Annotated in this window: 22 protein-coding genes; 13 read left to right on the forward strand and 9 right to left on the reverse strand. The window is 70.6% G+C overall.

All coding sequences use genetic code 11. The features are described from left to right. Nucleotides 1-75: 75 nt before the first annotated feature. On the forward strand, nucleotides 76-1,140 hold the full coding sequence (locus LZP97_RS16560; protein WP_040275015.1) for a TerC family protein: 1,065 nt from the start codon (nucleotides 76-78) through the stop codon (nucleotides 1,138-1,140). Here LZP97_RS16560 and LZP97_RS16565 read toward each other — a convergent pair. Beyond that, on the reverse strand, nucleotides 1,124-1,741 hold the full coding sequence (locus LZP97_RS16565; RefSeq protein WP_010593499.1) for a TetR/AcrR family transcriptional regulator: 618 nt from the start codon (nucleotides 1,739-1,741) through the stop codon (nucleotides 1,124-1,126). The two genes, LZP97_RS16560 and LZP97_RS16565, sit on opposite strands and share 17 nt — an antisense overlap. 92 nt (nucleotides 1,742-1,833) lie before the next feature. Between LZP97_RS16565 and LZP97_RS16570 the strand changes: the two genes are divergently transcribed. Further along, nucleotides 1,834-3,183 (forward strand): cytochrome P450, encoded by a 1,350-nt coding sequence (locus tag LZP97_RS16570; protein WP_017679813.1) that lies wholly within the window; start codon nucleotides 1,834-1,836, stop codon nucleotides 3,181-3,183. Between the two features lie 15 nt (nucleotides 3,184-3,198). On the opposite strand, the gene LZP97_RS16575 is transcribed toward LZP97_RS16570, so the two are convergent. Continuing rightward, on the reverse strand, nucleotides 3,199-4,416 hold the full coding sequence (locus LZP97_RS16575; RefSeq protein WP_010593501.1) for an NAD(P)/FAD-dependent oxidoreductase: 1,218 nt from the start codon (nucleotides 4,414-4,416) through the stop codon (nucleotides 3,199-3,201). Nucleotides 4,417-4,681: 265 nt separating this feature from the next. Then, a complete protein-coding gene (locus LZP97_RS16580) occupies nucleotides 4,682-6,790 on the reverse strand; it encodes a thiamine pyrophosphate-dependent enzyme (RefSeq protein ID WP_029539959.1) in 2,109 nt (702 codons plus the stop codon). A gap of 128 nt (nucleotides 6,791-6,918) precedes the next feature. Here LZP97_RS16580 and LZP97_RS16585 point away from each other — a divergent pair, with 128 nt between their 5' ends. Further along, entirely contained in the window at nucleotides 6,919-7,893 is a 975-nt protein-coding gene (locus LZP97_RS16585; protein WP_010593503.1) for an HAAS signaling domain-containing protein, read from the forward strand. A 6-nt stretch (nucleotides 7,894-7,899) separates the two neighbouring features. Here the strand turns inward: LZP97_RS16585 and LZP97_RS16590 are convergent, their stop codons facing one another. Together LZP97_RS16590 and LZP97_RS16595 are read right to left on the reverse strand one after the other, a co-directional pair. Beyond that, nucleotides 7,900-8,631, reverse strand: a complete 732-nt coding sequence (locus LZP97_RS16590) for an HNH endonuclease family protein (RefSeq protein WP_010593504.1) — start codon at nucleotides 8,629-8,631, stop codon at nucleotides 7,900-7,902. Continuing rightward, nucleotides 8,631-9,653: a beta-ketoacyl-ACP synthase III gene (locus LZP97_RS16595; protein ID WP_010593505.1), complete on the reverse strand. Its 1,023-nt coding sequence runs from the start codon at nucleotides 9,651-9,653 to the stop codon at nucleotides 8,631-8,633. The genes LZP97_RS16590 and LZP97_RS16595 overlap by 1 nt, the downstream gene beginning before the upstream one ends. A gap of 262 nt (nucleotides 9,654-9,915) precedes the next feature. Between LZP97_RS16595 and LZP97_RS16600 the strand changes: the two genes are divergently transcribed. The 3 genes from LZP97_RS16600 to LZP97_RS16610 all read left to right on the forward strand — a co-directional run bounded on the left by LZP97_RS16600 (nucleotide 9,916) and on the right by LZP97_RS16610 (nucleotide 13,550). Then, nucleotides 9,916-10,974, forward strand: a complete 1,059-nt coding sequence (locus LZP97_RS16600) for a DUF4185 domain-containing protein (protein ID WP_225222666.1) — start codon at nucleotides 9,916-9,918, stop codon at nucleotides 10,972-10,974. Nucleotides 10,975-11,004: 30 nt separating this feature from the next. Further along, nucleotides 11,005-11,613 carry a class I SAM-dependent methyltransferase gene (locus LZP97_RS16605; RefSeq protein ID WP_040274972.1) on the forward strand — a complete coding sequence of 203 codons (609 nt, stop codon included), beginning with the start codon at nucleotides 11,005-11,007 and terminating at the stop codon, nucleotides 11,611-11,613. A 101-nt stretch (nucleotides 11,614-11,714) separates the two neighbouring features. After that, nucleotides 11,715-13,550: an acyl-CoA dehydrogenase gene (locus LZP97_RS16610; RefSeq protein ID WP_017679808.1), complete on the forward strand. Its 1,836-nt coding sequence runs from the start codon at nucleotides 11,715-11,717 to the stop codon at nucleotides 13,548-13,550. Nucleotides 13,551-13,648: 98 nt separating this feature from the next. On the opposite strand, the gene LZP97_RS16615 is transcribed toward LZP97_RS16610, so the two are convergent. Together LZP97_RS16615 and LZP97_RS16620 are read right to left on the reverse strand one after the other, a co-directional pair. Then, complete coding sequence (locus LZP97_RS16615) at nucleotides 13,649-16,162, reverse strand: VanW family protein (RefSeq protein WP_234574847.1); 2,514 nt, start codon at nucleotides 16,160-16,162, stop codon at nucleotides 13,649-13,651. A 244-nt stretch (nucleotides 16,163-16,406) separates the two neighbouring features. Next, nucleotides 16,407-17,720, reverse strand: coding sequence for an acetyl-CoA C-acetyltransferase (locus LZP97_RS16620; RefSeq protein WP_048773175.1), 1,314 nt, complete (start codon nucleotides 17,718-17,720; stop codon nucleotides 16,407-16,409). A 143-nt stretch (nucleotides 17,721-17,863) separates the two neighbouring features. Here LZP97_RS16620 and LZP97_RS16625 point away from each other — a divergent pair, with 143 nt between their 5' ends. The 6 genes from LZP97_RS16625 (at nucleotide 17,864) to LZP97_RS16650 (ending at nucleotide 23,146) form a co-directional block, all read left to right on the forward strand. Continuing rightward, nucleotides 17,864-19,210: a 3-oxoacyl-ACP reductase gene (locus LZP97_RS16625; protein ID WP_040274939.1), complete on the forward strand. Its 1,347-nt coding sequence runs from the start codon at nucleotides 17,864-17,866 to the stop codon at nucleotides 19,208-19,210. Beyond that, the gene (locus LZP97_RS16630; protein WP_048773172.1) at nucleotides 19,210-20,067 is read left to right on the forward strand and encodes a MaoC family dehydratase; all 858 of its coding nucleotides are present in this window, start codon (nucleotides 19,210-19,212) and stop codon (nucleotides 20,065-20,067) included. Before LZP97_RS16625 ends, LZP97_RS16630 begins: the two co-directional genes overlap by 1 nt. A 272-nt stretch (nucleotides 20,068-20,339) precedes the next feature. Then, a complete protein-coding gene (locus LZP97_RS16635) occupies nucleotides 20,340-21,563 on the forward strand; it encodes an alkane 1-monooxygenase (protein WP_048773169.1) in 1,224 nt (407 codons plus the stop codon). Continuing rightward, the gene (locus LZP97_RS16640; protein ID WP_003939211.1) at nucleotides 21,563-21,724 is read left to right on the forward strand and encodes a rubredoxin; all 162 of its coding nucleotides are present in this window, start codon (nucleotides 21,563-21,565) and stop codon (nucleotides 21,722-21,724) included. The genes LZP97_RS16635 and LZP97_RS16640 overlap by 1 nt, the downstream gene beginning before the upstream one ends. A gap of 1 nt (nucleotide 21,725) precedes the next feature. Further along, on the forward strand, nucleotides 21,726-21,911 hold the full coding sequence (locus tag LZP97_RS16645) for a rubredoxin (RefSeq protein ID WP_003939212.1): 186 nt from the start codon (nucleotides 21,726-21,728) through the stop codon (nucleotides 21,909-21,911). After that, nucleotides 21,908-23,146 carry an NAD(P)/FAD-dependent oxidoreductase gene (locus LZP97_RS16650; protein ID WP_010593516.1) on the forward strand — a complete coding sequence of 413 codons (1,239 nt, stop codon included), beginning with the start codon at nucleotides 21,908-21,910 and terminating at the stop codon, nucleotides 23,144-23,146. Before LZP97_RS16645 ends, LZP97_RS16650 begins: the two co-directional genes overlap by 4 nt. Before the next feature lie 102 nt (nucleotides 23,147-23,248). Here LZP97_RS16650 and LZP97_RS16655 read toward each other — a convergent pair whose 3' ends face one another. Both LZP97_RS16655 and LZP97_RS16660 read right to left on the reverse strand, forming a co-directional pair. Beyond that, nucleotides 23,249-23,857, reverse strand: coding sequence for a TetR/AcrR family transcriptional regulator (locus LZP97_RS16655; protein ID WP_010593517.1), 609 nt, complete (start codon nucleotides 23,855-23,857; stop codon nucleotides 23,249-23,251). A 65-nt stretch (nucleotides 23,858-23,922) separates the two neighbouring features. Further along, nucleotides 23,923-25,104: a glycoside hydrolase family 3 N-terminal domain-containing protein gene (locus tag LZP97_RS16660; protein WP_010593518.1), complete on the reverse strand. Its 1,182-nt coding sequence runs from the start codon at nucleotides 25,102-25,104 to the stop codon at nucleotides 23,923-23,925. A 203-nt stretch (nucleotides 25,105-25,307) separates the two neighbouring features. Here LZP97_RS16660 and LZP97_RS16665 point away from each other — a divergent pair, with 203 nt between their 5' ends. Then, on the forward strand, nucleotides 25,308-25,775 hold the full coding sequence (locus tag LZP97_RS16665; protein WP_010593519.1) for a universal stress protein: 468 nt from the start codon (nucleotides 25,308-25,310) through the stop codon (nucleotides 25,773-25,775). Nucleotides 25,776-25,816 lie beyond the last annotated feature (41 nt).

Below are 25,816 nucleotides of genomic sequence, written 5' to 3' on the forward strand. Positions count from 1 at the left end.
GCCGGCTCTCCGGCGGAGCGGGCTCACCGGAGCCGGGAAAGACTTTCGGCCGTTCGAGGCTGAAAGGTGGTCCTGATGACCGTTCCGTTGTGGTTGTGGGCGGCGGTACTCGCCGCGATCGTGGCGATGCTGGCCGTGGATCTGTTCGCGCACCGGCGTGCTCACGTGATCGGTGTGCGCGAGGCCGCAGGCTGGTCGGTGTTCTGGGTCGGTACCGGCGTCGGATTCGGCGCGCTGATCTGGTGGCAGTACGGCTCGGAGTTCGGCCAGCAGTACTTCTCCGGCTACCTGATCGAGAAGTCGCTCGCCGTCGACAACGTCTTCGTCTGGGCGATCATCCTGACGTACTTCGCCGTGCCGCGCGAGTACCAGCACCGGGTCCTGTTCCTCGGCGTGCTCGGCGCCCTGGTGTTCCGGGGTCTGTTCATCGCGGCGGGATCGGTGCTGATCGCGAGCTTCGGCTGGATTCTCTACCTGTTCGCGGCGTTCCTGCTCTACACCGGCTACCGGATGATCCGGCAGCGCGACGAGCACCTCGATCCCGAGAAGTCCCGGGCGCTGCGGCTGTTCCGCCGCCACGTGCCGATGACCGACGCCTACCACGGACAGAAGTTCCTCGTCCGTCGCGGGGGTGCGCTGCTGGCCACCCCACTGCTTGCGGTACTCGTCCTCATCGAGATCACCGACATCGTCTTCGCGGTCGACTCGATCCCCGCGATCTTCGCCGTCACGGACGAACCGTTCCTCGTCTTCACCGCCAACGCATTCGCGGTGCTCGGACTGCGGGCGATGTACTTCCTGCTCGCAGACCTGATCCACCGCTTCGTGTACCTGAAGATCGGGCTGGCTCTGGTGCTGGTGTGGGTGGGCATCAAGATGCTGCTCAAGATCGACGTGTTCTACATTCCGACGCCGATCTCGCTGGCCGTCGTCGCCACGATCCTGACCGTGTCGATCGTCGCCAGCCTGCGCGCCACGCGCGGCCAGGGCCGTCGCGGCCTCGAAGCGCCCACGACGCCGCCGTTCCGGGTGGCCACGGCCGAGGAGACCGCGGCGCTCGAGCCCGTGTGGCGGCTGCCGGGTGCCCGGCGGCGCGCGGAGCGGACCGAGCGCGACGACAGCCTCAGCGGTGAGCGGTGAACACGTACTGGCGGGTCGCGGACTCGACGATCTGATCGGGGGTCACGTCGATCTCCCCGCCGAGCCAGGCGGTCGTGAGCTCGGCGAGACCCCCGACGAACAGGAGCGCGGCGATCTGATCGTGGGGCGGCTGCAGAGCGCGGTCGCCCCACAGTTCGCGGGATTCCACGGCGACGAGGCCGGCGAACTGGCGCAGCAGTTCCCGGCGGCGGACGCGCACGGGCTCGGACCCGGTGGACTCGACGACGGCGACCCGGCCCTTGCGGGGATCGTCGGTCAGGACCGCGACGAACGCGGCGATGGCGGCGCGGGCCCGCTCCTCCGGTCCGCGCTCGGATTCGGCGAGTGCGGCCAGCGCGCGCTCCCGGATCTCGTCGGCGATCCGCTCGACGACGCACACGAGCAGCTCGTCCCGGCCGGAGAAACTCTCGTAGAAGTACCGTTCGGTGAGCCCGGCCTCCTGGCAGATCGCGGTCATGGTGGCACGGTCGCCACCGTCGCGGCCGAACACCGTCAGACCGGCCTCGAGCAACTGCTCGCGGCGGTCGGCGGTGCGCTGCTCGGCGCTCTTTCCGCGGTACTGACGACTGGGCCGGTCCATAGTCGAATCTTGACAGATCACGGCCTGTGATCCACGCTACAGTCAATTGACAGAGCTTCATGTCAGATACGGTCCGACGAATCGGAGACCCCATGACGAAAGTGCTCGCACCCTCCCCGCCCGGTCTGACCGCCGTTCCCGGGGACGCCGGCCTGCCGTACGTCGGGTACGCCCTCGACTACATGCGCAACCCGCTGAGGGCCTACGACCGGCGCTACCGCGAACACGGGCCGGTGTCCTGGTTCCGGTTCGCGGGCCGGCCCTGGGTGGTGCTGCTCGGCCCCGACGCCTGCGGCGCCGCGCTGCAGAACCGCGACCGGGCACTCGCGAACGGTCCGGGCTGGCGCACCCTCATCGGCCCGTTCTTCGATCGCGGCCTGATGCTGCTCGACGGCGACGAGCACCGCACGCACCGCCGGATCATGCAACAGGCCTTCACCCGGGACCGCCTCGCCCGGTACACGGACTCGATGCAGCCCGCGATCGCCCGGGCCCTCGACTCGTGGACGCCGAGCGAGGACTTCCGCGCCTACCCGGCGCTCAAGGAACTCACGCTCGGGCTCGCCACCTCGATCTTCATGGGCGGCGCCGAGGGCTCGTCGGCCACGGAGATGGCCGAGGTGAACAAGGCCTTCATCGGGTGCGTGCAGGCGGCCACCGCGATCGTGCGCTACCCCCTGCCCGGAACCCGCTGGCGCCGTGGCGTGGTGGGCCGTCGCCGGCTCGAGGAGTTCTTCCGGCGCTACCTGCCGGCGCGTCGCGCCGGCGACGGCGACGACCTGTTCACCGCACTGTGTCACGTGGAATCGGAGGACGGCGAACGGTTCTCGGACGAGGACGTCGTCAACCACATGATCTTCCTGATGATGGCCGCGCACGACACCTCGACGATCACGCTGTCCACCGTGCTGCAATACCTCGGTCAGTTCCCCCAGTGGCAGCAACTGTGCCGGGAGGAGTCGCAGGCGCTCGGCACGACGACCCCGACCCTGACGGACCTCGAATCGCTCACCAGCCTGGACCTGGTGATCAAGGAATGCCAGCGGCTCGTGACGCCGGTGCCCGGCATCGTCCGGTACACCACCGCCGACACCGACATCCTCGGCCACTTCGTGCCGCGCGGCACCCTGATCAACGTCGGGCTGCACTACAGCCACCACATGGCCGAGTTGTGGCCGGAGCCGGAGAAGTTCGATCCCGGCCGCTTCTCCCCGGAACGCCGCGAGGACCGAGTGCACAAGTTCGCGTGGACGCCGTTCGGCGCCGGAGAGCACCGTTGCCTGGGCATGTACTTCTCCGGCGCCGAGATCAAGACGGTGCTGCACCACCTGCTGCTCGGGTACAGCTGGCATGTGCCGTCCGATTACGTTGCCCCACTGAACTTCACGTCGCTGCCGTACCCGTCCGACGGGCAGCCGATCACGCTGCGCCGCCTGCGGTGACGCAGACTGCGGGGGTCAGACGCGGCCCTTGACCATTCCGTGCCAGTACATCGCCGGCAGGCCGTAGCGCTTGAGCAGCCACATGTCGCGGCGATCCTTGGTGGTGTCGATGACCGGAATGCTCGGGGACGGCTCGAGCTCGTAGTCGAACTCCGCGAGCATCATCTTGTCCCGGGCGGTGACGAACGGGCAGGACGAGTACCCGTCGTAGCTCTTGCGCTTGCCGACCCCGCGCATCTCGGCGACCAGGTTGGCGACGAGGACGGGCGCCTGCTTGCGGACGGCGGCGCCGGTCTTCGACGTCGGCAGGTCCGCGACGTCGCCGAGCGCGAACACGTTGGGGTACCGGCGGTGCTGAAGCGTGTGCTTGTCGACCTCGACGTACCCGAAGGGGCTCGCCGGGTTGGCGAGCGGGCTCGCCGCGACCCAGCCGGGCGCGCGCTGCGGAGGCACGGCGTGGAGCATGTCGAACCCGACGATCTCCTCGTCTCCGGTGGCGTTGTTCACGATCGTCGCCTTGCGCGACGCCCCGTCGAGCGCGGTCATCTCCGAGCTCAGGCGCACCTCGATGCCGTACCGCGCGGCGACCCCCTCGAGGGTCCGCCGCCAGGACGGGATGCCGAACATCGAGTCACCGGGCAGGACGAGGATGACGCGGATCCCGTCCAGCAGGCCCTGCCGCCGCCAGTAGTCGGAGGCGATGTAGGCGATCTTCTGCGGCGCGCCGGCGCACTTGATCGGTCCCGCCGGCTGCGTGAAGATCGCCGTGCCGGAGCGCATGTTGCGGATCAGCTCCCACGTGTAGGGGGCGTACCGCGGGGAGTAGTTGCTCGAGACGGCACCGTGCCCGACGGCGTCGGCGAGGCCCGGCACACCGTCCCAGTCGAGGTGCAGTCCGGTGGCGAGCACCAGGTAGTCGTAGCCGACGACGGTCCCGCGGTCGGTCGTGACGGTCTGCGCGTCGGGGTCGACGGCGGTCGCGGCGGCCCGGATCCACCGGACGCCCTTGGGGATCAGCTTCTCCTCGGCGCGGCGGGTCTCGTCCAGCGACGCCTGGCCTCCGCCGACGAGTGTCCACAGCGGCTGGTACCAGTGCTCGTCGGAGGGCTCGATCACCGCGATGTCGGTGACGCCGGCCCGGCGCAGGCGCGCAGCGGTCGCGATTCCGGCCGTGCCACCTCCGACGACGAGTACTCGATGTCGCGCGGCACCGTTGCCTGAATGGAGCGACATGTGAACAGTCCTTTCCGTCCGTGACGCAGGCGCGGACGCGGGCTGGGCCTCCACGCCCCTAGATACCCGGTGGGGTATTCAACGACGACTGTAGGCGCGCGGCGTCGGCTCTTCAAGTACCCCGGCGGGTATTTCCGCCCGGCGAAGGTCCCTGCTTTCCGGGACCTTCGTCCCGGCCGGGCGGACCACGGCCCACCGACCGGGGCCCACCGACCGGGGTCCACCGACCGGGGCCCACCGACCGGGGCCCACCGATTGGGCGCCGCTACTCGGCGGCCGCGCTGACGACGTCGTCCTCGGACAGCAGCACCTCGGCCGCCGCCGGGCCGAGCGGCACGAAACTGTCCCGGCTGGTGACCCGCGAGATCCGGCCCCGGTAGCCCGCGTCCACCAGCGCGGTGACCACCGCCTCCGACACCCCGCCGCTGCGCCGCGTCTCGTCCACCACCAGCACGCGCGGGAAGGACTGTGCGCACGCGAGGAGTTCCGCCAGCGGCAGCGGGGCCAGCCACTGCAGGTCCAGCACCGCGGCCTGCACACCGCGCGCCGACAGCCGACGAGCCGCACGCAGGCTCATCCGGACGCCGTTGCCGAACGTCACGAGCAGCACGTCCTCGCCCGTGCCGTACACCCGCACCGAACCGGGCTGTACCGCAACGGAATCGGGCGGCTCACGCCACAGCCCGTCGCCCTCGTCGTACAGGTCGCGTTCGTGGTACAGCGCGATCGGCTCGAGAAACACGCACACCCGGCCCTCGCTGCGCGCGAGGTGCACGCAACTGCGCAGCAGTGCCCCGGCGACCGACGGGCGGCTCGGCACCGCGAGCACCAGACCGGGGATGTCGCGCAGCACCGCGACGGAGTTGTCGTTGTGGAAGTGCCCACCGAACCCCCGTTGGTAGGCGAGGCCGGCGATGCGCACCACCATCGGGTTGCGGAAGCGGCCGTCGGAGAAGAACATCAGGCTCGCCGCCTCGCCGCGCAACTGGTCCTCGGCGTTGTGCAGGTAGGCCAGGTACTGGATCTCCGGAATCGGCAGCAGGCCCGTCACCGCGAATCCCAGTGCCGTGCCGAGGATCGTCTGCTCGTCGAGGACGGTATCGAAGACGCGCCGCGGCCCGAATCGGCGGAGCAGGCCACGCGTGAGGCCGTACACCCCGCCCTTCTCGGCCACGTCCTCCCCGAACACGAACGATTCCGGGATCTCGTCGAGAATTCCGGCGAGCGCGCCGTTCACGGCCTGGGCGAGCGTGCAGGGCTCCGTCGTCGCGGGCTCCGGCCCGTCCGGAACCCGGCGCCGGCCGTGCATGTGCAGCGGCCGCATCACCTCGGCGGCCGACCCCAGCCGGGGGGCATCCGCGACGGCGTCCACCTCCGCGGCGACGACGGCGCGCACCGCCTCGTATCGTTCGAGCACCTGTGCGGGGGTGAGCGTTCCGTGGTCGACGAGGACACGTGCGGTGGCCAGCAACGGATCCTGGGCGTAGTCGGCGGCGATCTCCTCGCGGCTGCGGTACGCGGTCTCGGCGTCGGAGCCGGCGTGGCCGAGGAACCGTACCGCCCTCAGATGCAGCACGGCCGGTGCGCGTGCGGTCCGGACGGCGACGAGCAGGTCCGCGACGGCCGCGAGCACCCCGACCGGGTCCGCGCCGTCGGCCGCGCGGTAGCTCACCCCCGGGTACGACGAGAGGGCCCGTTCCGTCCAGCCCTCCGGCGTGCGGACACTGATGCCGAGCCCGTTGTCCTCGCACACGAACAGCAGCGGCAGCGGCAGGCCCCGGTACGCGCAGTAGGCAGCCGCATTGAGCGCACCGACCGCGGTGGAATGGTTGGCGGAGGCGTCCCCGAAGCTGCACAGCACCACCGAATCCGCGGGCCACGGGCACTGCAGGCCCAACCGGGACGCGCGGGCGAGGGCGAACGCCGCCCCCACCGCGCGCGGCAGATGGGACGCGATCGTCGAGGTCTGCGGGAGGATGTTCAACTCGGCGTTGCCGAACACCTTGTGCCGGCCGCCGGAGATCGGATCGAGCGTCGAGGCGGCGCACCCGGCGAGCACGTCCCGCACCGGCGTCGTGCCCGGCACCTGGGCCGCCCGCGCGGCGTAGAAGGCACCCGACCGGTAATGCAGCAGCGCCGGATCGGTGACCCGCGACAGCAGTCCCAGCGCGGCGTTCGCCTCGTGGCCGGACGAACCGATGGTGTAGAACCCGGCACCGCGTCGCTGCATCTCGCGGGCCGCGAAGTCGAGGTGACGGGACTGCAGTTGCGCGTCGAAGTACCGCAGCACCGGTTCGTTCGACGCCTGCCCGGCCCCGGCGCTCCAGCCGCGGACGGTGGCGGTGAAGTACTCGTCGAGCGGCTCGGCCGTCATCGCGCTGCCCCACACCCTCGCAGGTCCTGCCCAATACTGTGTACCGGCACAGTACCGCCCGGCCCCGGGCGGCGCGGGTCGTCGCGCCGGCCGCTCGCGGGCCGGCACCGAACGAAAGGAACACCGGGATGTCCACCCGCCTCACCGACGGGGAACTCGTCGAGCGGTACCTGCACGCCGTCCTCGTCCACCTGCCCCGGTCCCGGCGCGCCGAGGTGGCCGCCGACCTGCGCCGTCGCCTCGAGGACGCCGGTGCCGAGCACGAGACGCGTGCGGTGCTCGCCGACCTGGGGTCCCCGGAGGATCTCGCCCGCACCTACCGGGGCGCGCCGCGGCACCTGATCGGCCCGAGGTTCTACGACACCTATCTGCGGGTGCTGTGGCCCGTCGTCGGCGTGGTGGCGGCGGTGCTCGGCGGTCTGACCCTGCTCGCCGCCCTGACCGAGGCCACCGACCCCGCGGCCGCGCCCCTCGACGGCGCCGACGTCGTGTGGGACGCGATCGATGCGGCCCTGACCGGCGGTGTGTACGCCGCCTTCTGGGTGACCGTCGTGTTCGCGGTGATCGAACGCACCGCGCCCGCCGGCACGGATCTCGGGCGGTGGGATCCGGACGATCTGCCCGCGGTGCCGCACGGCCGGGAGATCCCGGTCGGGGAGGCGGTCGCGGAACTGGTGTTCGCGGTGGTCGTGCTGATCGGGGTGGCCGGTCTGTCCCCGTCGCTGGCGCCGTCGTTCTTCGGTGCCGGGTACGAGGCGCTCGACCCCAGTTTCACCGACCGGCTGGTGCCCGCGATGGTGGCCGTCGCGGTGCTGTGGGTGGTCTCGGCGAGCGTCGCGCTGGCCGTGCGCAGCTGGACGACGGTCGTCACCGCACTGTCGGTGGTCTCCGACCTGCTCGCTGTCGCGGTGGCCACGGCCGTGCTCGTGCACCGGCCGTACTTCTCCCCGCAGTTCCTGTCCGACCTGCGCGAGCGCGCGGGCTCGGACCTGACGGCTCAGCTGAACCTCGCCGTCGGCATCGTGTGCATCGTGGTGATCGTCGCCTCGGCGGTCGGGGTGGTGACGGCGGTCCGCAAGCACGTCGCGCACCGCCGCGCCTGAGACCGGTCAGCAGGTGGCCAGGACGCCGGCCATCGCATCCTTCTCGTCCGGCGTGATCCACAGTCCGTACTCGGCCTTCACCTCGATCTGCCGGGAGACGTAGGTGCAGCGGTACTCGGGGTTGGGGGGCAGCCACTGCGCCGCGTCCTTGTCGCCCTTGCCCTGGTTCGTCGGTCCGTCGACGGCAAGGAGGTTCCGGGGATCGTTCGCGAGATTCTTGCGGGCCTGTGCGTCGAGCAGGCGCGCACCCTTCTCCCACGCGTCCGACAGGGCGACGACGTGATCGATCTGCACCGCCGACGACGTGTCCACCCCGCGCCGGAAGTAGATCTCCCGGCCCGTGTACGGGTCGTACAGGGTTCCCGCCTCGACGGTGCACTCCTTCGTCACCGGTGCCAGCTTGATGTTCACCAGATCCCGCTTCAGGACGTCGTTGCGGGTGTCGCAGCCGTTGCGCCCGCCCGCGACGGTCACGTCGTCGGTCCACGCCGGCCCGAACAGCGCACGGTCGTACCCGCCGGAGGGGTCCGGTTCCCGCACGGCGAGGCTCTTCAGCAGTTCGACCGCCTCGGCGGCGGCGGCCGACGACGGGGCCGGGACGGGCGCCGACGTGGACCCGCCGGGACCCGCCTCGTCGCCGCCGTACGTCTGCTGGAGGACGACGAAGGCGACGAAGGCGAGCACGTAGGCGAGCAACCACAACCAGCGACGACGACCGGTCGAGTTCGCCGCGGCCACTACTGCGCGAGCTGCGGCATCTTCACGACCTGCCCCGCGTAGGACAGTCCGGCGCCGAAGGCGAGCAGCAGGGCGAGCCCGCCGGGCCGGACCTGGCCGGTGCGCAGCATCTTCTCCATCGCGAGGGGGATGGACGCGGCGGAGGTGTTGCCCGTTTCGATGATGTCGTCGGCGACGGCCACCGTCTCCGGCAGGTCGAGCTGCCGGACGATGACGTCGTTGATGCGCAGGTTGGCCTGGTGCGGCACGAACGCGTCGAGGGCGGCGAGTTCGACACCGGCCTTGTCGGCGACCTGGCGGGCGATCTTCCCCATCTCGAAGGCAGCCCAGCGGAACACCGCGGTGCCCTCCATGATGATCCAGGGCCGCTTCTGATCGGGGTTGTCCGCGAAGCTCACCCAGTCCGGTTCCTGGCGGATGGCGTCGGCCTGGGAGCCGTCCGACCCCCACACGGTGGGACCGATACCCACCTCGTCGGACGGGCCGACGACCACGGCACCGGCGCCGTCGCCGAAGATGAACCGCACCGAGCGGTCGGTGGGTTCGGTGGTGTCGCTCATGCGCTCGACGCCGACGACGACCACGTAGTCCTCGGTCCCGGTGCGCACCATGTCGGACGCCACGCCGAGCGCGTAGCAGAACCCGGCGCACCCGGCCGAGATGTCGAGAGCGGCCGCGCCCCCGGTGCCCAGGGCGTGCGCGACCAGCGCCGCGGACTGCGGCGTCTGATTCGGGTAGGTCGAGGTGGCCACGATGACGGCACCGACACGATCACCGGTGATGTCGGCGGCCTCGAGCGCCTTGCGGGCCGACGCGATCGCCATGTCCACCACCGACTCCTCGGGGTGCGGCTTCGCGAAGCGCCGTTCCTTGATGCCGGACCGCGACTGGATCCACTCGTCGCTCGAGTCGATCTGCTGGCAGATCTCGTCGTTGGTCACGACCCGCTCGGGGCGGTGCACGCCCAGCCCGAGCAGTGCGGTGTTCCGCAGCGGGGCGGGACCGGCGATCTGTGCACCCATCAGGCGAATCTCCTCTGCTTCGTGCACTGCTCGTCAGTGCATCGCGTCCCTGACACGGTAACGCGCGCGCGAATCGTAGCGGAGCCCACCCGTCGGCCCGGGCCTCGTGCGAGTACCGCCAGGACACGCCGACGGACACCGAAGGACGTGTGACGGTTGTCACTCGCTGTTACCGTCTGTGGCCGTGCACACACGTAATGGGGGTTACCGACGTGCCTCGTTCCGAGTCGGGGTCACCGCACTGACCTGTGCGGTCGTCGCCCTGGTCCCGTTCGCGGGCACCTCCGCGGCGAACCCGAACGCGATCAATCCCATCCCGGGCCTCAACGGGGTCAACGGCCTGCCGGAGTTGCGCGGCCGCACCCAGGTGGTGGCACAGCAGACCGGGATGCTCAGCACCAACCGCACCCAGGATCTGAACGTCCTGGGCACCGACCTGGGCGTGATGTGGGACAACGGGCGCGGCCAGGTGCTGACCGCGTTCGGTGACACCGCGGGCCTCGGCGTGCCCAATCTGCTGTCGGGCAGCATCTGGGCCTGGCGCAGCAGTTCCCTGTTCCGCAGCTCGGACCGCCACCTCGCCGACGGGATGACGTTCGACAGCGCGGCCCGCGACTTCTTCGGCCAGGCCAAGGAACTCGTCCCGAGCCCGAAGATCCCGTTCGTGGAGATCAGCCGGATCCCCACCGCGGGGATCGCCGTCGGCGACACCCAGTTCCTGAGCCTGATGTCGGTGAAGAACTGGGGGCCGGCCGGTTCGTGGGAGACCAACTTCTCCGGCCTGGCCTTCTCCCACGACAACGGGGAGAACTGGACGGTGGCGCCGCAGACCGAGCGGCCGAACGCCGACGGGAACCGGAACTTCCAGATGGGCGCCTTCGTCCGGCACGGCGGGTTCGTCTATCAGTACGGAACCCCGCCCGGTCGTGGCGGGCCGGTGCACCTGGCACGGGTACCGGAACAGCAGATCCTCGACCTCGCGGCGTACGAGTACTGGGACGGCGGCGCGTGGGTCCGCGACGTGAACGCGGCGCGCCCGGTGATGACGGGTGGTGCGGCGGAACTGTCGGTGCAGTGGAACGACCACCTCGGGCAGTTCGTCCTGCTGACCACCGACGCGCACAACTCCGTCGTGCTGCGCCGGGCACCGTCGCCGACAGGGCCGTGGAGCGCGCCGGAGGTCGTCCTCGACACCCGCGAACTGCCGACGGCGTACGGCGCGTACATCCACCCGTGGTCGTCGGGCCCGGACCTGTACTTCCTCACGACCGTGCACCAGAACTACAACGTGCTCCTGCTGCGCACCACGCTCCACCCCTGACCCGCGCGGCGTCCGGGCTACCGTGCGTCCATGGACGCACAGGAGTGGGATGCGCGGTACGCGAAGAGCGAGACGGTGTGGGGGGTGCCGCCGAACCCGGTGCTCGTCGAGTTCGCGACGTCGCTGCCGCACGGCCGGGCTCTGGATCTGGGCTGCGGCGAGGGCCGGCACTCGCTCTGGCTGGCCACGCGCGGCTGGGAGGTGACCGGACTCGACTTCTCCCGCGTGGCGGTGGACAAGGCCCGGGCGATCGCGGCGCAGGCGCCACGGCGGGTGCGCGAACGCCTGACGTACGAGTGCGCCGACGTGACCGGGGCCACTTTCGAGGCTCGATATGATCTCGTCCTCTCGGCCTATCTCCATTTCCCTCCACCACAGCGACAGGCATTGATCGACAATGCGATCGCGGCCCTGAAACCTGATGGAATCCTCATATTTCTGGGCCACGATTCGCTCAATCCCACCGAGGGTGCCGGCGGTCCCCGGGATCCCGAAATCCTCTACACCCCAGCAGATGTCGTCGCGGAAATCGATGGCCGACTGCAAATCCGGACCGCCGAACGAAGAATGCGGGAAACGGACGCCGGAATGGCGATCGATGCGTTGGTGGTGGCCCGCAAACCAACTCTTGGCAGTTAGTTGCCCGACGGGTAACATAGGCGGATGTTACCGACGAGTAATAACTTGGGCGGTACTCGAACACAGCTTGACCGCACCATCTCACTGGGAGTAGCGCAGACATGGGCCATTACAAGAGCAACCTCCGGGATCTGGAGTTCAACCTCTTCGAGGTGCTGAGGATTCAGACGCTCCTCGAGGCCGGGAAGTTCGGCGACCTCGACGAGGAGACCTCTCGTGGCATCCTGGCCGAGGTGAAGACCCTCACCGAGGGCCCGGCGGCGGAGTCCTTCGCCGAGACCGACCGCACCCCCCCGGTCTTCGACCCCGAGACCCACTCGGTCTCGCTGCCCGAGGGCTTCAAGAAGGCGTTCAACTCCTGGTACGAGGCCGGCTACTGGTCCATGGGCCTCGAGGAGGAGATCGGCGGAACGCCCGCACCGCGCGCCCTGAGCTGGGCCGTCAACGAGATGATGCTCGGCGCCCAGCCGGCCGCCTTCATGTATGCCGCCGGCCCCTCCTTCGCCGGTGTGCTCCACGCCAACGGCACCGACGAGCAGAAGCAGTGGGCCGCGACCATCGTCGAACGCGGCTGGGGCGCCACCATGGTGCTGACCGAGCCCGACGCCGGCTCCGATGTCGGCGCCGGCCGCACCAAGGCGATCAAGCAGGACGACGGCACCTGGCACATCGAGGGCGTCAAGCGGTTCATCACCTCGGCCGACTCCGACGACCTGTTCGAGAACATCTTCCACCTCGTCCTCGCCCGCCCGGAAGGCGCCGGCCCCGGCACCAAGGGCCTGTCGCTCTTCTTCGTCCCGAAGTTCCACTTCGACTTCGAGAAGAACGAGATGGGTGAGCGCAACGGCGTGTTCGTCACCAACGTCGAGCACAAGATGGGCCTGAAGGCGTCCGCCACCTGCGAGCTCACCTTCGGCGGCCACGGCGTCCCGGCCAAGGGCTGGCTCGTCGGCGAGGTCCACAACGGCATCGCCCAGATGTTCGACGTCATCGAGCACGCCCGCATGATGGTGGGCACCAAGGCCATCGCGACGCTGTCGACCGGTTACCTCAACGCCCTGGCCTACGCCAAGGAGCGCGTGCAGGGCGCCGACCTGACCCAGATGACCGACAAGACCGCCCCCCGGGTCACCATCACCCACCACCCGGACGTGCGACGCTCGCTGGCCATGCAGAAGGCCTACGCCGAGGGTCTGCGCGCGGTCTACCTCTACACCGCCGCGCATCAGGACGACGTCGTCGCCGAGCAGATCTCCGGTGCCGACCACGAGCTGGCGCACCGCGTCAACGATCTGCTGCTGCCGATCGTCAAGGGTGTGGGCTCCGAGCGCGCCTACCAGTACCTCACGGACTCGCTGCAGACGTTCGGCGGCTCGGGCTTCCTGCAGGACTACCCGATCGAGCAGTACATCCGCGACGCGAAGATCGACTCCCTCTACGAGGGCACCACCGCGATCCAGGCGCAGGACTTCTTCTTCCGCAAGATCGCCCGTGACCGCGGCGTCGCCCTGGCACACGTGACCGGCCAGATCCAGAAGTTCCTCGCCTCCGACAGCGCCGACGAGCGCCTCAAGTCGGAGCGGGCCCTGCTGGCCACCGCGCTCGAGGACGTCCAGGCCATGACCGCCACCCTGACCGGCTTCCTCATGGGTGCTCAGGAACAGCCCACCGAGCTGTACAAGGTGGGCCTGGGCTCGGTGCGGTTCCTGCTGGCCGTCGGTGACCTGCTCATCGGCTGGCGGCTGCTCGAGCAGGCCGAGATCGCCCTCGCGGCCCTCGACGCCGGCCCGGATTCCAAGGACAAGGCGTTCTACGAAGGCAAGGTCGCCGTCGCCGGCTTCTTCGCCAAGAACGTCCTGCCCGAGCTGACCGCCGTGCGCAGCATCGTCGCCAACGTCGACCTCGACATCATGGAGCTCGACGAAGCGGCCTTCTGAGCCGGCTCTCGGGCGGAACCGAGTACGCAGACAGAAAGCACTGTGCCCTCCCGTCGCACGACGGGAGGGCACAGTGCTGTGTGCAGGGACTGCCGCGGCTACTCCGTATCGGCCGCAGTCGGCGATGCCGCCGCGGGCGCCGCGGCAGGAACTTCCTCCGCCTCGTCCGCGCCGCTCGGCGCAGGCTGCGGGGTCGTCGTCACGGCCGGGCGCGCGCCGGCAGGTTCCTCCGCGCCACCGCCGGGCGTCTCCGCCTCACCGGGTGCCGGCTGCGACGGTGCGGCCGGCGCCGACTCCCGCTCGGGCTCCGGCTCGGCGCTGACGCAGCGCACCACGGGCACCGGGTCGTAGCGGACCGTGCGGGTGGTGCTCGAGATCTGCCGGCCGGTGGCCGCGTCGGTGATGATGCGGGTGTCGCTCACCGTGAACCCCTGCGCACCGCTCGACGGGATGCATCCCGGCCCGGCCGGCAGGGTGATCGTGTTCGGTGCCGTGAAGTTGGTGCGGGAACCGGTCACGGACTCGACGTCGACGGTCTTGGTGCCCCAGATCCGCACCGTGATGTCCGACGACGTGCCGATCGCCTGGATCAGCACTCCGGTGTCGAAGGGATTGCGGAACTTCAGGTCGATCGCGCCCTCGTAGACCGTCGCCTCCCGGGCCGCCGGGTACCGCGAGATGTAATAGCTGTGCTCGGTGTGTTCGACGTCCTCCATACCGGCGAAGTACGTCGCGTTGTACAGGGTGGTCGCGAGCTGGCTGATGCCGCCGCCCACGGCCTTGGACGGGCGCCCGTTGTTGATGATCCCGGACTCGACATACCCCTGCGCCGCGCCGCGCGGGCCCGTGTAGCCGTTGAGCGAGAACGTCTCCCCCGGCTTCACCAGCGCACCGTTGATCTCCGACGCCGCCAGGCGGATGTTCACACCCGACGCGTACTCGAAGCCCCCGGTGGTGAACTCACCGATCACCTCGCGGATGCCCAGCTTCTCGGCGGCCTCCGTGGTCAGCGCCGGCTCGGCCGGCTTGTACACGGCGTCGGTCACCCGCTCGCCCGGCGCGGCCAGCAGCTGCGGCAGCGACTCGAGACTCACCGGCCAGTCGACGAGCTCGCCGGCGACCGACGGGATCACCGTCGGGCCGCCGCCTTCGAGCACGATCCGGGCGTCCTTCGGCTCGACCTCGGTCGCCGCCAGTTGCGGCCGGAGGATCTCGGTCGCGGCCTCGATCCCGTACTGCGGGGACAGGCCCCCGTTGCCGTCCGGCACGAAGGTCAGCACAGCGCCGATCCGGTCGCTGGGCAGGGTCGCGACGGCCCCGTCCCGTCCGCGCACCGTCACGTCGCCGGCGACGGCCGGGTCCGCGACCTCCCGCAGTGCGCGCTCGAGTCCCTCGGGCGTGACCGTCACGTCGACCGTCTCGACCGGGAACTCGACGTCGCCGAACGCCCACCGCTCGGCGAACAGGTCTGCGGAGGCCTCCGCATCGAGGGTCTGCCCGGGCAGCGGCGCCACCGGCACCGGCGTTGCGCCGTCGAACACGAGGTTGCCCTCGCGGGGTGCACGGTCGGCGACCGCACGCACGCCGCCGATCGCGGCCGACAGCGCGGCGTCGTCGCGGGTGGACACGACACCGATCTCGTCACCGCCACCGAAGAACGACGTCACGCGGGTTATCGGATCGAGCGGCTGCGATCCGATGCGGTCGAGGGTGTGCTCCCAGTCGACGTCCAGACCGGCCTGCGCCGGCACGATCTGCGCGGTCACGTCGCCCGCGGTGACGGTGACGGGCTCGTCTGTGCGCGGGCCGAGTTCGGCCCGCAGGATCTGCTCGGCTTCCGGAACCGACCGTCCGCCGATCTCGATGCCGGCAACGGTGACGCCGCGCGGAACGTTCCCCGAGGAGACGACGAGGTCACCGACATAGAGGGCCGCGAGCACGGCGAACACTCCACCGGCGACGAGGGCGATGCGGCGCCAGGGCGGACCGCTGTCGCCCCCGGGTCCGGTCGGCGCCGGCTCCTCGGGTGTGGGCCCGGCGGGCGGGGGTCCGGCGGGCGGGGGTCCGGCAGGCGGGGGTCCGGCAGGCGGGGGTCCGGCAGGCGGGGGTCCGGCAGGCGGGGGGGTGTCCGGTACCTCTGACGGCGTCGCCGAGCGGGCGGTCGCGTCCCCCGCGACGGCGGGCTCGCGGGCGGCGTCGTCCGACAGGCTGGGGAGGACCTCGGTCTCGACGTCGGCCGCAGTGCGGTCTGTCGCCGGCCCGACGGCGTCGGTGCGGTCCGTCGCCGGCCCGACGGCGTCGGTGCGGTCCGTCGCCGGCCCGACGGCGTCGGTGCGGTCCGTCGCCGGCCCGACGACGGGCAGCACGGCCGTGGGCGCCTCCCAGGGCGGTACCTCCGCCGGCGGTGCCGGCTCGGCGTCCGGGCCCGACCGGGCGGGCTCGGGCGCAGCGTCGTCGGCGACGGACGGCGAGGTGTGCTCGGGGCTCTCCCCGGGGATTGCCTCCGACCGGTCACCGGCGGCGTCCTGAGCCGCCGCCTCCGGTTCGGGGACGACCGATCGAGCGTCGTCCTGACCGTCCTCGGGGTCGTTCGTCCCGTTCTTGCCGCTCACCCGTGTCCTTTCACCGGGGTGCACCCCGGTTCGGGCGCACCACTCGGTATCCAGCCTAATGTCGGATTCCGAGCGCTCCCGATCGGACGGGCGGCCGGAGCGCGCACGGAGAAGCGAAAGACCTCGCGCTGCCGCCAGGTCGGGGGTCAGGCAGCAACGCGAGGTCGCCTGGTTTATCGGTGGTCCCGCCCGGGCGTTACAGACTTCCGAGATTTTTTCCGGACGGGACCGCGGGAAGCGGGACTCAGGCCTCGAGAATGGCGGTCACACCCTGCCCACCTGCAGCGCAGATGGAGATCAGGCCCCGCACGGGCTTGCCGGTCTCCTGCTTCTTCTCATGCAGCATCTTCGCCAGGGACGCGAGAATGCGTCCGCCGGTCGCGGCGAACGGGTGCCCGGCCGCCAGCGACGAGCCGTTGACGTTGAGTTTGGTGCGATCGATGGACCCGAGGGGAGCGTCCAGGCCGAGCCGGCCCTTGCAGTACTCCTCCGACTCGAACGCCTGGAGCGTGGCCAGCACGACGGAGGCGAACGCCTCGTGGATCTCGTAGAAGTCGAAGTCCTGCAGGGTCAGGCCGTTGCGGCGCAACAGGCGCGGGATCGCGTAGGTGGGGGCCATGAGCAGGCCGTCACCTCCGTGGACGTAGTCGACGGCCGCGGTTTCCGAGTCCACGAGGTAGGCGAGCACGGGGAGCCTGCGCTCCGCGGCCCACTCCTCGGAGGACAGCAGCGCCGCCGACGCACCGTCGGTGAGCGGGGTCGAATTGCCCGCGGTCATGGTGGCGTCGCCGAGCTTGACTCCGAACACCGGCTTCAGGCCGGAGAGCTTCTCGACGGTCGAGTCCGGGCGCAGGTTGTCGTCGCGGGTGAGGCCCAGGAAGGGGGTGACGAGATCGTCGAAGAAGCCCCGGTCGTAGGCGGCGGCCATGTTGCGGTGGCTCGCGGCGGCGAGTTCGTCCTGCGCCTCGCGGGAGATGCCGAACTCCTTGGTGGTGATGGCCGCGTGTTCCCCCATGGACAGCCCGGTGCGGGCCTCGCCGTTGCGGGGGATCTCGACACCGAGCATCGACGGCCGGACCTGGCCGAGCAGCTTGATGCGGTCCCCCGTCGAACGGGCCCGGTTGAGGGAGAGCAGGAACTCGCGCAGTTCGTTGTTGACACCGATGGGGGCGTCGGAGGTGGTGTCGACTCCGCCGCCGATGCCGGCCTCGATGCGGCCGGCGGCGATGGCGTCCCCCACGGAGATCACCGACTGCAGGCCGGTGCCGCAGGCCTGCTGCAGGTCCCAGGCGGGGGTGTGGGGGTTCAGCGCGCTGCCGAGCACGCACTCGCGGATCAGGTTGAAGTCGCGACTGTGCTTGAGGACGGCACCGCCGACGACGGCACCGAGCCGCTCACCCTGCAGATTGAACCGGCTCACCAGGCCGTCGAGCGTGGCGGTGAACATGTCCTGGTTCGAGGCGCGGGCGTACTTGCGGTCCGACCGGGCGAACGGGATCCGGTTGCCGCCGAGGATTGCGACACGGCGCAGCTGCGTGGAACGGGCGGTGGTGGTCACTGACGTCTCCCGGGATGCTGGTGGATGATGGCGGTGAGTACAGGCTCTCGCTACTATTCTTACTCGCGAGTAAGTTCATTGTCGACACCACATCGTCGGCCCCTCCCGACAATACCGACGTCCGAACCAGAGAAGGTGGAATCGTGGCTGAAACCAAGACCGCCCCCGGCCTCTACGCCCAGTTGATCGGGTCCGCGCCCGGAGCATTCCTCGCCAAGCAGTTCGGCCTGCCGCAGCCGCAGAAGCTGCGCCGGTACGAGCCGGGGCAGCCGCCGCTGGCGGGCCCGCTGCTCCTCGGGGGCAACGGCCGCCTCGTCGAACCGATCCGCACGCTGCTGTCCGACTACCCCTTCGCCGACCCCGCCGACACCGAGTACGGCGCGCTCGTCTTCGACGCCACCGGCATCACGGACGTCGCCGGGCTGGAACAGCTGTTCACCTTCTTCCAGCCCGCTATCAAGGGCCTCGGTCCGAGCGGACGGGTCGTCGTGCTCGGCACCACCCCGGAGGAGGCGTCCTCCGTGGACGAGCGCATCGCCCAGCGCGCGCTCGAGGGCTTCACCCGCAGCGTCGGCAAGGAGCTGCGCCGGGGGGCCACGGCGCAACTGGTGTACGTCTCCCCCGACGCCGCCACCGGACTCTCCGGTCTCGAATCCACGCTGCGTTTCCTGCTGTCCGCGAAGTCCGCGTTCGTCTCCGGTCAGGTGATCCGTGTCGGAGCCGGCGACGCGACGGCGCCCGAATCGTGGGAGCGTCCGCTCGCCGGGAAGGTGGCCGTCGTGACCGGCGCCGCCCGCGGGATCGGCGCCACGATCGCCGAGGTACTCGCCCGCGACGGCGCGCACGTCGTCTGCGCGGACGTGCCGGCGGCCGGCGACGCCCTGTCGCAGACGGCGAACAAGGTCGGTGGGGTCTCCCTCGCACTGGACGTCACCGCCCCGGACGCGGGCGACAAGCTCGCCGACTACCTGCTCGAGCGGCACGGCGGCGCCGACGTCATCGTCCACAACGCCGGCATCACCCGCGACAAGCTGCTCGCCAACATGGACGCCGCGCGGTGGAACGCCGTCATGGCCGTGAATCTGCTCGCCCCCCAGAAGATCACCGAGAAACTTGTCGAGCGGGGCGCACTGAAGGAGGGCGGCCGGGTGGTCGACGTGTCGTCGATCGCCGGCATCGCCGGCAACCGCGGCCAGACCAACTACGGCGCGTCCAAGGCGGGCGTCATCGGCATGGTGCAGGCGACCGCGCCCGTGCTGGCCGAGAAGAACATCACCGTCAACGCCGTCGCGCCCGGCTTCATCGAGACGGCCATGACCGCAGCCATCCCGGTGGCCACCCGCGAGGCCGGCCGGCTGATGAGTTCGCTGCAGCAGGGCGGGCAGACCGTCGACGTCGCCGAGACCGTCGCCTGGTTCGCCAACCCGGCGTCGAGCGCGGTCACCGGCCAGGTCGTGCGCGTGTGCGGCCAGTCCATGCTGGGGGCGTGATGGCTGTCATCGAACTTTCTTCGCGCCCTTCGACTCTCGACGTCTACTCCCGGGCGGTGCTCTCGGCGCTGCCGGTCGTGGGTGCTTCCGGCGACAGCCTGCCCGACGACACCCTCGTGCTGCGCGGCCTGCGCGTGGACCCGGACAACCTGGCCGGGTACACGAAGGTGTGCGGGCTGCGCTTCGGCGACACACTGCCGCTGACCTACCCGTTCACCCTGACGTTCCCCGTCGTGATGAAGCTGATGGTGTCGAAGGGCTTCCCCTTCGCCGCCGTCGGTTCCGTTCACGCCGAGAACGTGATCGAGCAGTTGCGGCCCGTGTCCGTGACCGAGCCGCTGGATCTGAGGGTGCATGCCGAGAACCTGCGGGAACACCGCAAGGGCCTGCTCGTCGACCTGGTGAGCGAGATCAGCGTCGGCCGGGAGTTGGTGTGGCGGCAGACGTCGTCGTTCCTGCGCCGGCAGCGCACCTCGCTGTCGGATCAGCCGAAGCCCGAACCGAAGGCCGAGGAGATTCCGCCGGTGCCGACGTCGACGTTGCGGGTGGACCAGAAGACGATCGACCGCTACGCCTCGATCTCGGGTGACCGCAACCCGATCCACGTCTCGCGGCTCGGCGCCAAGGCGTTCGGGTTCCCCAGGCCCATCGCGCACGGCATGTGGAGCGCGGCCGCGGCGCTGCGGGCCGTGGAGGGCCGCATCCCGTCGCACGCGACGTACTCGGTCCGGTTCGGCAAGCCGGTCCTGTTGCCCGCGACCGTGAATCTGTACGCCGCGCGCGCCGCCGCCGGCTGGGACCTGGCGCTGCGCGACCCGAAGAAGGGCTACCCGCACCTCACCGCCACCCTGCGCTGAGAGCGGCTGCGCCGCAGTCCGCACTCACACGCTGAACCATCGACGCACCGCCACCGCCGTGCGTGTTTTCGGTAGTACCGACTACCGAAAACACGCACGGCGTCGCTGACTCTGGCGTCCCTCACTCCGAAGACGTCCGCGTCGCGAAGTGGCTCTATTTACAAATCTTCTCCTTTGTCTACCGCGCCGACCCAAACTGATGTACTGTCCAAGAGACAGTGAGCTGGCTCATACCAGCTCCTCCGCGGATCACGGGACAGGGAGGTCGAACGGTGACGACGTCGGACATCGGCCGGCACGCGCACACGCCGGTGGAACAGTGGCGCGATCGCAAGCGGTATCTGTGGCTCATGGGGCTGATCCCGCCCACGGCGATCTTCCTCGCGACGGCGCTGGTCTGGGGATTCAACCAACTCGGCTGGACCGCGGTCTCGCCGGTGTGGTGGTGGATCGGTCCCCTGCTGGTGTACGTGCTGCTGCCGATCCTCGACCGGTTCTTCGGCCCCGACGGGCAGAATCCGCCCGACGAGGTGATGGAGATGCTCGAGAACGACAAGTACTACCGGTACTGCACCTACGCCTACATCCCGTTCCAGCTGGCCAGCCTCGTCTTCGCCTGCTACCTGTGGTCGGCCACGGACCTGTCCTGGCTGGGGATCGACGGCGGCCTGGGTCTGGTCTCGAAGATCGGCCTGGCGTTCAGCGTCGGCGTGATGGGGGGCGTCGGGATCAACACCGCCCACGAACTCGGCCACAAGAAGGACGACCTCGAACGGTGGCTGTCGAAGATCACCCTGGCCCAGACCGGCTACGGCCACTTCTACATCGAGCACAACCGCGGCCACCACGTGCGGGTCTCCACCCCGGAGGACCCGGCCTCGGCCCGTTTCGGCGAATCGTTCTGGGCGTTCCTGCCGCGCAGCGTGTGGGGCAGCCTGAAGTCGTCGTGGGAGCTCGAGAAGACCCGCCTGCAGCGGCTCGGCAAGAGCCCGTGGACCCTGCGCAACGACGTCCTCAACGCGTGGGCGATGTCGGTGGTCCTGTTCGGCGTGCTCGTCGCGGTGTTCGGCCCGGTCATCGTTCCGTTCCTGATCCTGCAGGCCGTCTACGGTTTCTCCCTGCTCGAGACGGTGAACTACCTCGAGCACTACGGACTGCTGCGGCAGAAGACGGCCTCGGGCCGGTACGAACGCTGCACCCCCGCGCACAGCTGGAACTCCGACCACATCGTCACCAACATCTTCCTGTACCACCTGCAGCGGCACAGCGACCACCACGCCAACCCGACGCGCCGCTACCAGACCCTGCGGAGCATGGACGGCGCCCCCAACCTGCCCAGCGGCTACGCGAGCATGATCGGCCTCGCCTACCTTCCGCCGCTGTGGCGCAAGGTGATGGACCATCGCGTCGTCGAGCACTACGACGGCGACCTCACCCGGGCCAACATCCAGCCGCGCAAGCGCGACAAGGTTCTCGCGCAGTACGGAGCACAGTGATGGCCGCCTACGAATGCCCGGTGTGCAACTACGTCTACGACGAGACCGCCGGCGCGCCGCGCGAGGGTTTCCCCGCCGGCACCCCCTGGGACGCGATTCCCGACGACTGGTGCTGCCCCGACTGCGGGGTCCGCGAGAAGATCGACTTCGAAGGACGCTGAGATGACCACCGACTACAAGTTGTTCCGTTGCCTGCAGTGCGGATTCGAGTACGACGAGGCCGAGGGCTGGCCCGAGGACGGCATCGAGCCCGGCACCCGCTGGGACGACATCCCCGACGACTGGTCCTGCCCGGACTGCGGCGCCGCCAAGTCCGACTTCGAGATGGTCGAGGTCAGCCGGACGTGACCGAGACGATCGTCGTCGTCGGCACCGGGGTGGCCGGCGCGACCGCCGCACAGACCCTGCGCAACGAAGGCTTCGCCGGCCGTGTCGTGCTGATCGGCGAGGAGGCCGCACTGCCGTACCGGCGGCCGGTGCTCTCGAAGGACCTGCTCGCCGGCAGGATCACCGACGAGAAGGCGCAACTCGAACCGGCCGGCTACTGGACCGACCACGACATCGAATTGCGCACCGAGACCCGGGTCGTCGAACTCGACCCGGAACGTCACCGACTCCGGCTGTGGGACAACGAGATCGTCGAGTACGACGCGGTGATCCTGGCGACGGGTGCGCGCGCCCGTCACCTCGAGCACGACGCCGGGGACCGGGTGCTGAGCCTGCGCACGGCGGAGAACGTCGCGCCGCTGCGGGCCGCGATCGCGTCGCACCGAGCGCTCCTCGTCGTCGGCGCCGGCCTGATCGGCTGCGAGGTCGCCTCCACCGCACGAGAACTGGGAGCCGAGGTCACGGTGCTCGAGAGTGCGCCGTCGCCGCTCGCCCGCATCGTGCCGCCCGCGGTGGCCCGGATGTACGTCGGCCTGCACGCCGAACACGACGTGCCCGTCCACACCGGCGTCGCGCTGCGCTCCCTCACCGGGAGCGACGACGGGGTGCACGCCGTCGCGGAGGACGGCCGCTCCTGGACGGCGGGCACCGCGCTCGTCGCGGTGGGCTCGGTGCCGGACACCGCGCTCGCCCGGGCGGCCGGGCTCACCGTCGGCGACGGCATCGTCGTCGACGAGGCCTACCGCACCTCGGCCGCCGGGGTGTACGCCGCGGGCGACGTGATCGAGCAACCCGACCCGGTACTCGGCGGCCGGCACCGCACGGAGAACTGGAACAGCGCCCGGGCGCAGGGCCTTGCCGCGGCGAAATCCGTTCTCGGGCAGCCGCTCGGCGCCGCGGAGGTGCCGTGGGGCTGGTCCAACCAGTACGGGCACAACCTGCAGTTCGCCGGCTGGTCCCGGCACGACGACGACTACGTGGTGCGCGGGTCGATCGAGGACCGCGACTTCACGGCGCTCGCGCTGCGCGGCGACCGGCTCGTGGGGGCGATCGCCCTCGGCCGTCCGAAGGACATCCGCATCGTGCGCCGGCTCGTGGCCGCCGGCGCCCCGATCGACCGCGCCGCCCTGGCGGACGAGTCCGTCGCACTGGGCGACGTCGCCGGTCGGGGCGCGGCCGTGCCGGCCTCGCTGTAACGGGCAGCCACCTCGGCTCGCCCGGACGACGTCCGGCGGAAGGCTCCCCCGAGGCCCTGCCGGGGCCGTCTCCGGACTGCCCCGACAGGGCCTCGGGGCGTCTCAGCCGTGCTGGTCGGTGCGCTTCTTGCCGGCCAGTCCGCGCCAGGCGAGGTTCTCGAGCAGGTCGGCGGCTTTCTCCACGTCGATCTCGCCGCCCGCGATGCGGTCGGCGACCGCCTCACCGGCACCGACCAGCGCCACCGCCATGATGGCGAAGTCCGTTCCCGGCTCCGGGTCGCGGGTGCTCGACTCCAGCAGATGCGCGGTGAGCTCGATGAGCCGGTCCCGGCTGCTGCGGACCTGCCCGGCGAACGCCTGCTGCGACATCGCCTGGCGGTAGAGCACCATCCACGAGTTGCGGTGGGCGTCGACGAACCCGAGGAACGACTCGAGCGCCACCCGCAGCTGGTCGCGCGGCGTGAGCCCGGGGTCGCCGGCGGGTGTCAGCGCCTCGACGAACCGCTGCCCCTCGCGGCTGATGCACGCGGCGAACAGTTCGTCCTTCGAGCCGTAGTACAGGTAGAGCATCGGCTTGGAGATCTGCGCCCGGGCCGCGATGGCGTCCATCGAGGTATTGTGGAATCCGTTCTCGGAGAAGACCTCCACCGCGGCATCGAGCATCTGCTGTTCCCGCACCGCGCGAGGCAGTCGCTTGGTACCGCCGGCCATGTCTCCTCCAAGTCCCGATGCTCCGATCCTTACTCTAGAGTAAGGATCGGGTTTCCGACGTCGATTCAGCAGTCCAGCGCGCCCTTGGCGCGCGCGACGGTGCGCACCGCGTCGTCCACCCGCGCCGCCGGGAGCTCCCCCGTCGCCACCGCCTGCTCGAGGTGGTCGAGCACCCGCGGGACGTCGTCGGTGGACAGCCACAGCGCCTGGTCCACCCCGGCGGCGAGCGCCGCCTGCACCGCCTCGGTGATGTCGTACGTATCGGTGATGGCCCGCATCCCCGACAGGTCGTCGGTGAAGACCACCCCGTCGAACGGCGGGGCGCCGTAGCCCGTTCCGGAACGCAGCAACTGCACGGCCTGCGGGCTGATGCTCGCCGGCACGCCCTCGGTCAGACCCGGCACGTCCAAGTGCCCGAGCATCACCGCGACCCCGGAATCGACGAGCTCCCGGTACGGCACCAGGTCCACCTGCTGCAGCTGGTCGAGCGGCGGCGCGGTGACCGCACCGGTGTGCGAGTCGCCCGACGCCGAACCGTGGCCCGGGAAGTGCTTGAGCACCGGCAGGATTCCCGCGTCGCGCAGCCCGCGCGCGTAGGCGCCGGCGTACTGCACCACCACCTGCGGATCGGCGGAGAAGGAACGGTCGCCGATCACCGCGTCGTCGGGCTGGCTGCTCACATCCACGTCGGGGGCGAAGTCGACGGTGACGCCGAGCTCGCGGAGCTCACGGCCCCGCTCCAGCGCCATCCGGTAGGTCTCCTCCACCGTCATGGTCTGCGCCGTCACCCGCGCCGACGGATCGGGACCCAGCAGCGCCCCAACGCGCGAGACCCGGCCGCCCTCCTCGTCGATGGTGACCATCAGCGGCAGCCGGCTCGCCGCCGTCACCTGCGGGATCTCCCGGTTCGCCAGCATCGACACATCGGTCCAGCTGCCGACGAAGATCCCGCCGATCTGTTCGGACCGCACCGCCTCGAGTGCGTCGGCCGTGCCCGTGACGCCGACGTTGAGCAGCTGCGCCAGCCGCTGCCGCACCGTCAGCGACGCGAGCAGCTCGTCGCCGCACGCCGGTGCGGCGGACGCGGTCGCCATGGGGGCGGGCGACGGTGGCTGCGCGACGGCCGAGGTGTCCTGCGACGTGGGCGCAGCCGTGGACTCGGCGGCCCGGGGAGCGTCCTGTCCTCCGCACCCGGCGACGGCGAGGACGGCCGCGACCGCGACGGTGAGGGTGTGACGGATCCGCATGGCCTCCGACGGTAGCCGACCACCACCGTGCCGGTCCCCACGACCCGCGGCGGCGGGTGGTCCCCACGGCCCACGGCGGCGGGTGGTCCCCACGACCCGCGGCGGCGGGTGGTCCCCACGACCCGCGGCGGCGGGTGGTCCCCGCGGCCCACGGCGGCCGGTAAAGTGTCCCCCAAGGACCGCCACGACAGCAGGGATTCGTGATGCCCGCAGATCTCATCCTCATCGCCTACGACGGCTCCGAGAACGCCAAGCGGGCCGTGGAATATGCGGGGAGATTCCTCGCCTCGTGCCGCGCCGTCGTCGTCACGGCCTGGGAACCGATGGTCCGTCAGGCCGCCCGCATGTCCGGGCTGTCGGGGGTGATGCAGCCGGAGTGGGTCCCCGACGAGGAGACCGAGGACGTCGCCCTCACCGACGCGAAGGTGATCAACGCGGAGGGACTCGACCTGGCCCGCTCCGCCGGCCTCGCCGCGGAGGGCCGCACCCTCGAGGTGGTCAGTGCCGTGTGGACCGCCATCGTCGAGGCCGCCGACGAGCTGAACGTCGACATCATCGTCACCGGCACCCGCGGCACCACCGGCCTGCGCTCGCTGCTGCAGTCGTCGGTGGCCGATCATGTGCTGCGGCACAGCCACCGGCCCGTGCTGATCGTCCCGCCGGGACGCTAGCCGCGGCGCGAACCGCACGCGGGCGAGGCTATCGTCGACCC

The organism is Rhodococcus sp. DMF-1 (assembly GCF_021441945.1).
Taxonomy (GTDB): domain Bacteria; phylum Actinomycetota; class Actinomycetes; order Mycobacteriales; family Mycobacteriaceae; genus Rhodococcus; species Rhodococcus ruber.

Bases quoted from the DNA above. Each gene is read 5' to 3' on its own strand.
- LZP97_RS16585 (WP_010593503.1), top strand. From the start codon at position 6,919: ATGTCCACCCGCCTCACCGACGGGGAACTCGTCGAGCGGTACCTGCAC.
- LZP97_RS16575 (WP_010593501.1), bottom strand. From the start codon at position 4,416: ATGTCGCTCCATTCAGGCAACGGTGCCGCGCGACATCGAGTACTCGTC.
- LZP97_RS16595 (WP_010593505.1), bottom strand. From the start codon at position 9,653: ATGGGTGCACAGATCGCCGGTCCCGCCCCGCTGCGGAACACCGCACTG.
- LZP97_RS16610 (WP_017679808.1), top strand. From the start codon at position 11,715: ATGGGCCATTACAAGAGCAACCTCCGGGATCTGGAGTTCAACCTCTTC.
- LZP97_RS16605 (WP_040274972.1), top strand. From the start codon at position 11,005: ATGGACGCACAGGAGTGGGATGCGCGGTACGCGAAGAGCGAGACGGTG.
- LZP97_RS16630 (WP_048773172.1), top strand. From the start codon at position 19,210: ATGGCTGTCATCGAACTTTCTTCGCGCCCTTCGACTCTCGACGTCTAC.
- LZP97_RS16660 (WP_010593518.1), bottom strand. From the start codon at position 25,104: ATGCGGATCCGTCACACCCTCACCGTCGCGGTCGCGGCCGTCCTCGCC.
- LZP97_RS16565 (WP_010593499.1), bottom strand. From the start codon at position 1,741: ATGGACCGGCCCAGTCGTCAGTACCGCGGAAAGAGCGCCGAGCAGCGC.
- LZP97_RS16645 (WP_003939212.1), top strand. From the start codon at position 21,726: ATGACCACCGACTACAAGTTGTTCCGTTGCCTGCAGTGCGGATTCGAG.
- LZP97_RS16640 (WP_003939211.1), top strand. From the start codon at position 21,563: ATGGCCGCCTACGAATGCCCGGTGTGCAACTACGTCTACGACGAGACC.
- LZP97_RS16580 (WP_029539959.1), bottom strand. From the start codon at position 6,790: ATGACGGCCGAGCCGCTCGACGAGTACTTCACCGCCACCGTCCGCGGC.
- LZP97_RS16655 (WP_010593517.1), bottom strand. From the start codon at position 23,857: ATGGCCGGCGGTACCAAGCGACTGCCTCGCGCGGTGCGGGAACAGCAG.
- LZP97_RS16570 (WP_017679813.1), top strand. From the start codon at position 1,834: ATGACGAAAGTGCTCGCACCCTCCCCGCCCGGTCTGACCGCCGTTCCC.
- LZP97_RS16560 (WP_040275015.1), top strand. From the start codon at position 76: ATGACCGTTCCGTTGTGGTTGTGGGCGGCGGTACTCGCCGCGATCGTG.
- LZP97_RS16665 (WP_010593519.1), top strand. From the start codon at position 25,308: ATGCCCGCAGATCTCATCCTCATCGCCTACGACGGCTCCGAGAACGCC.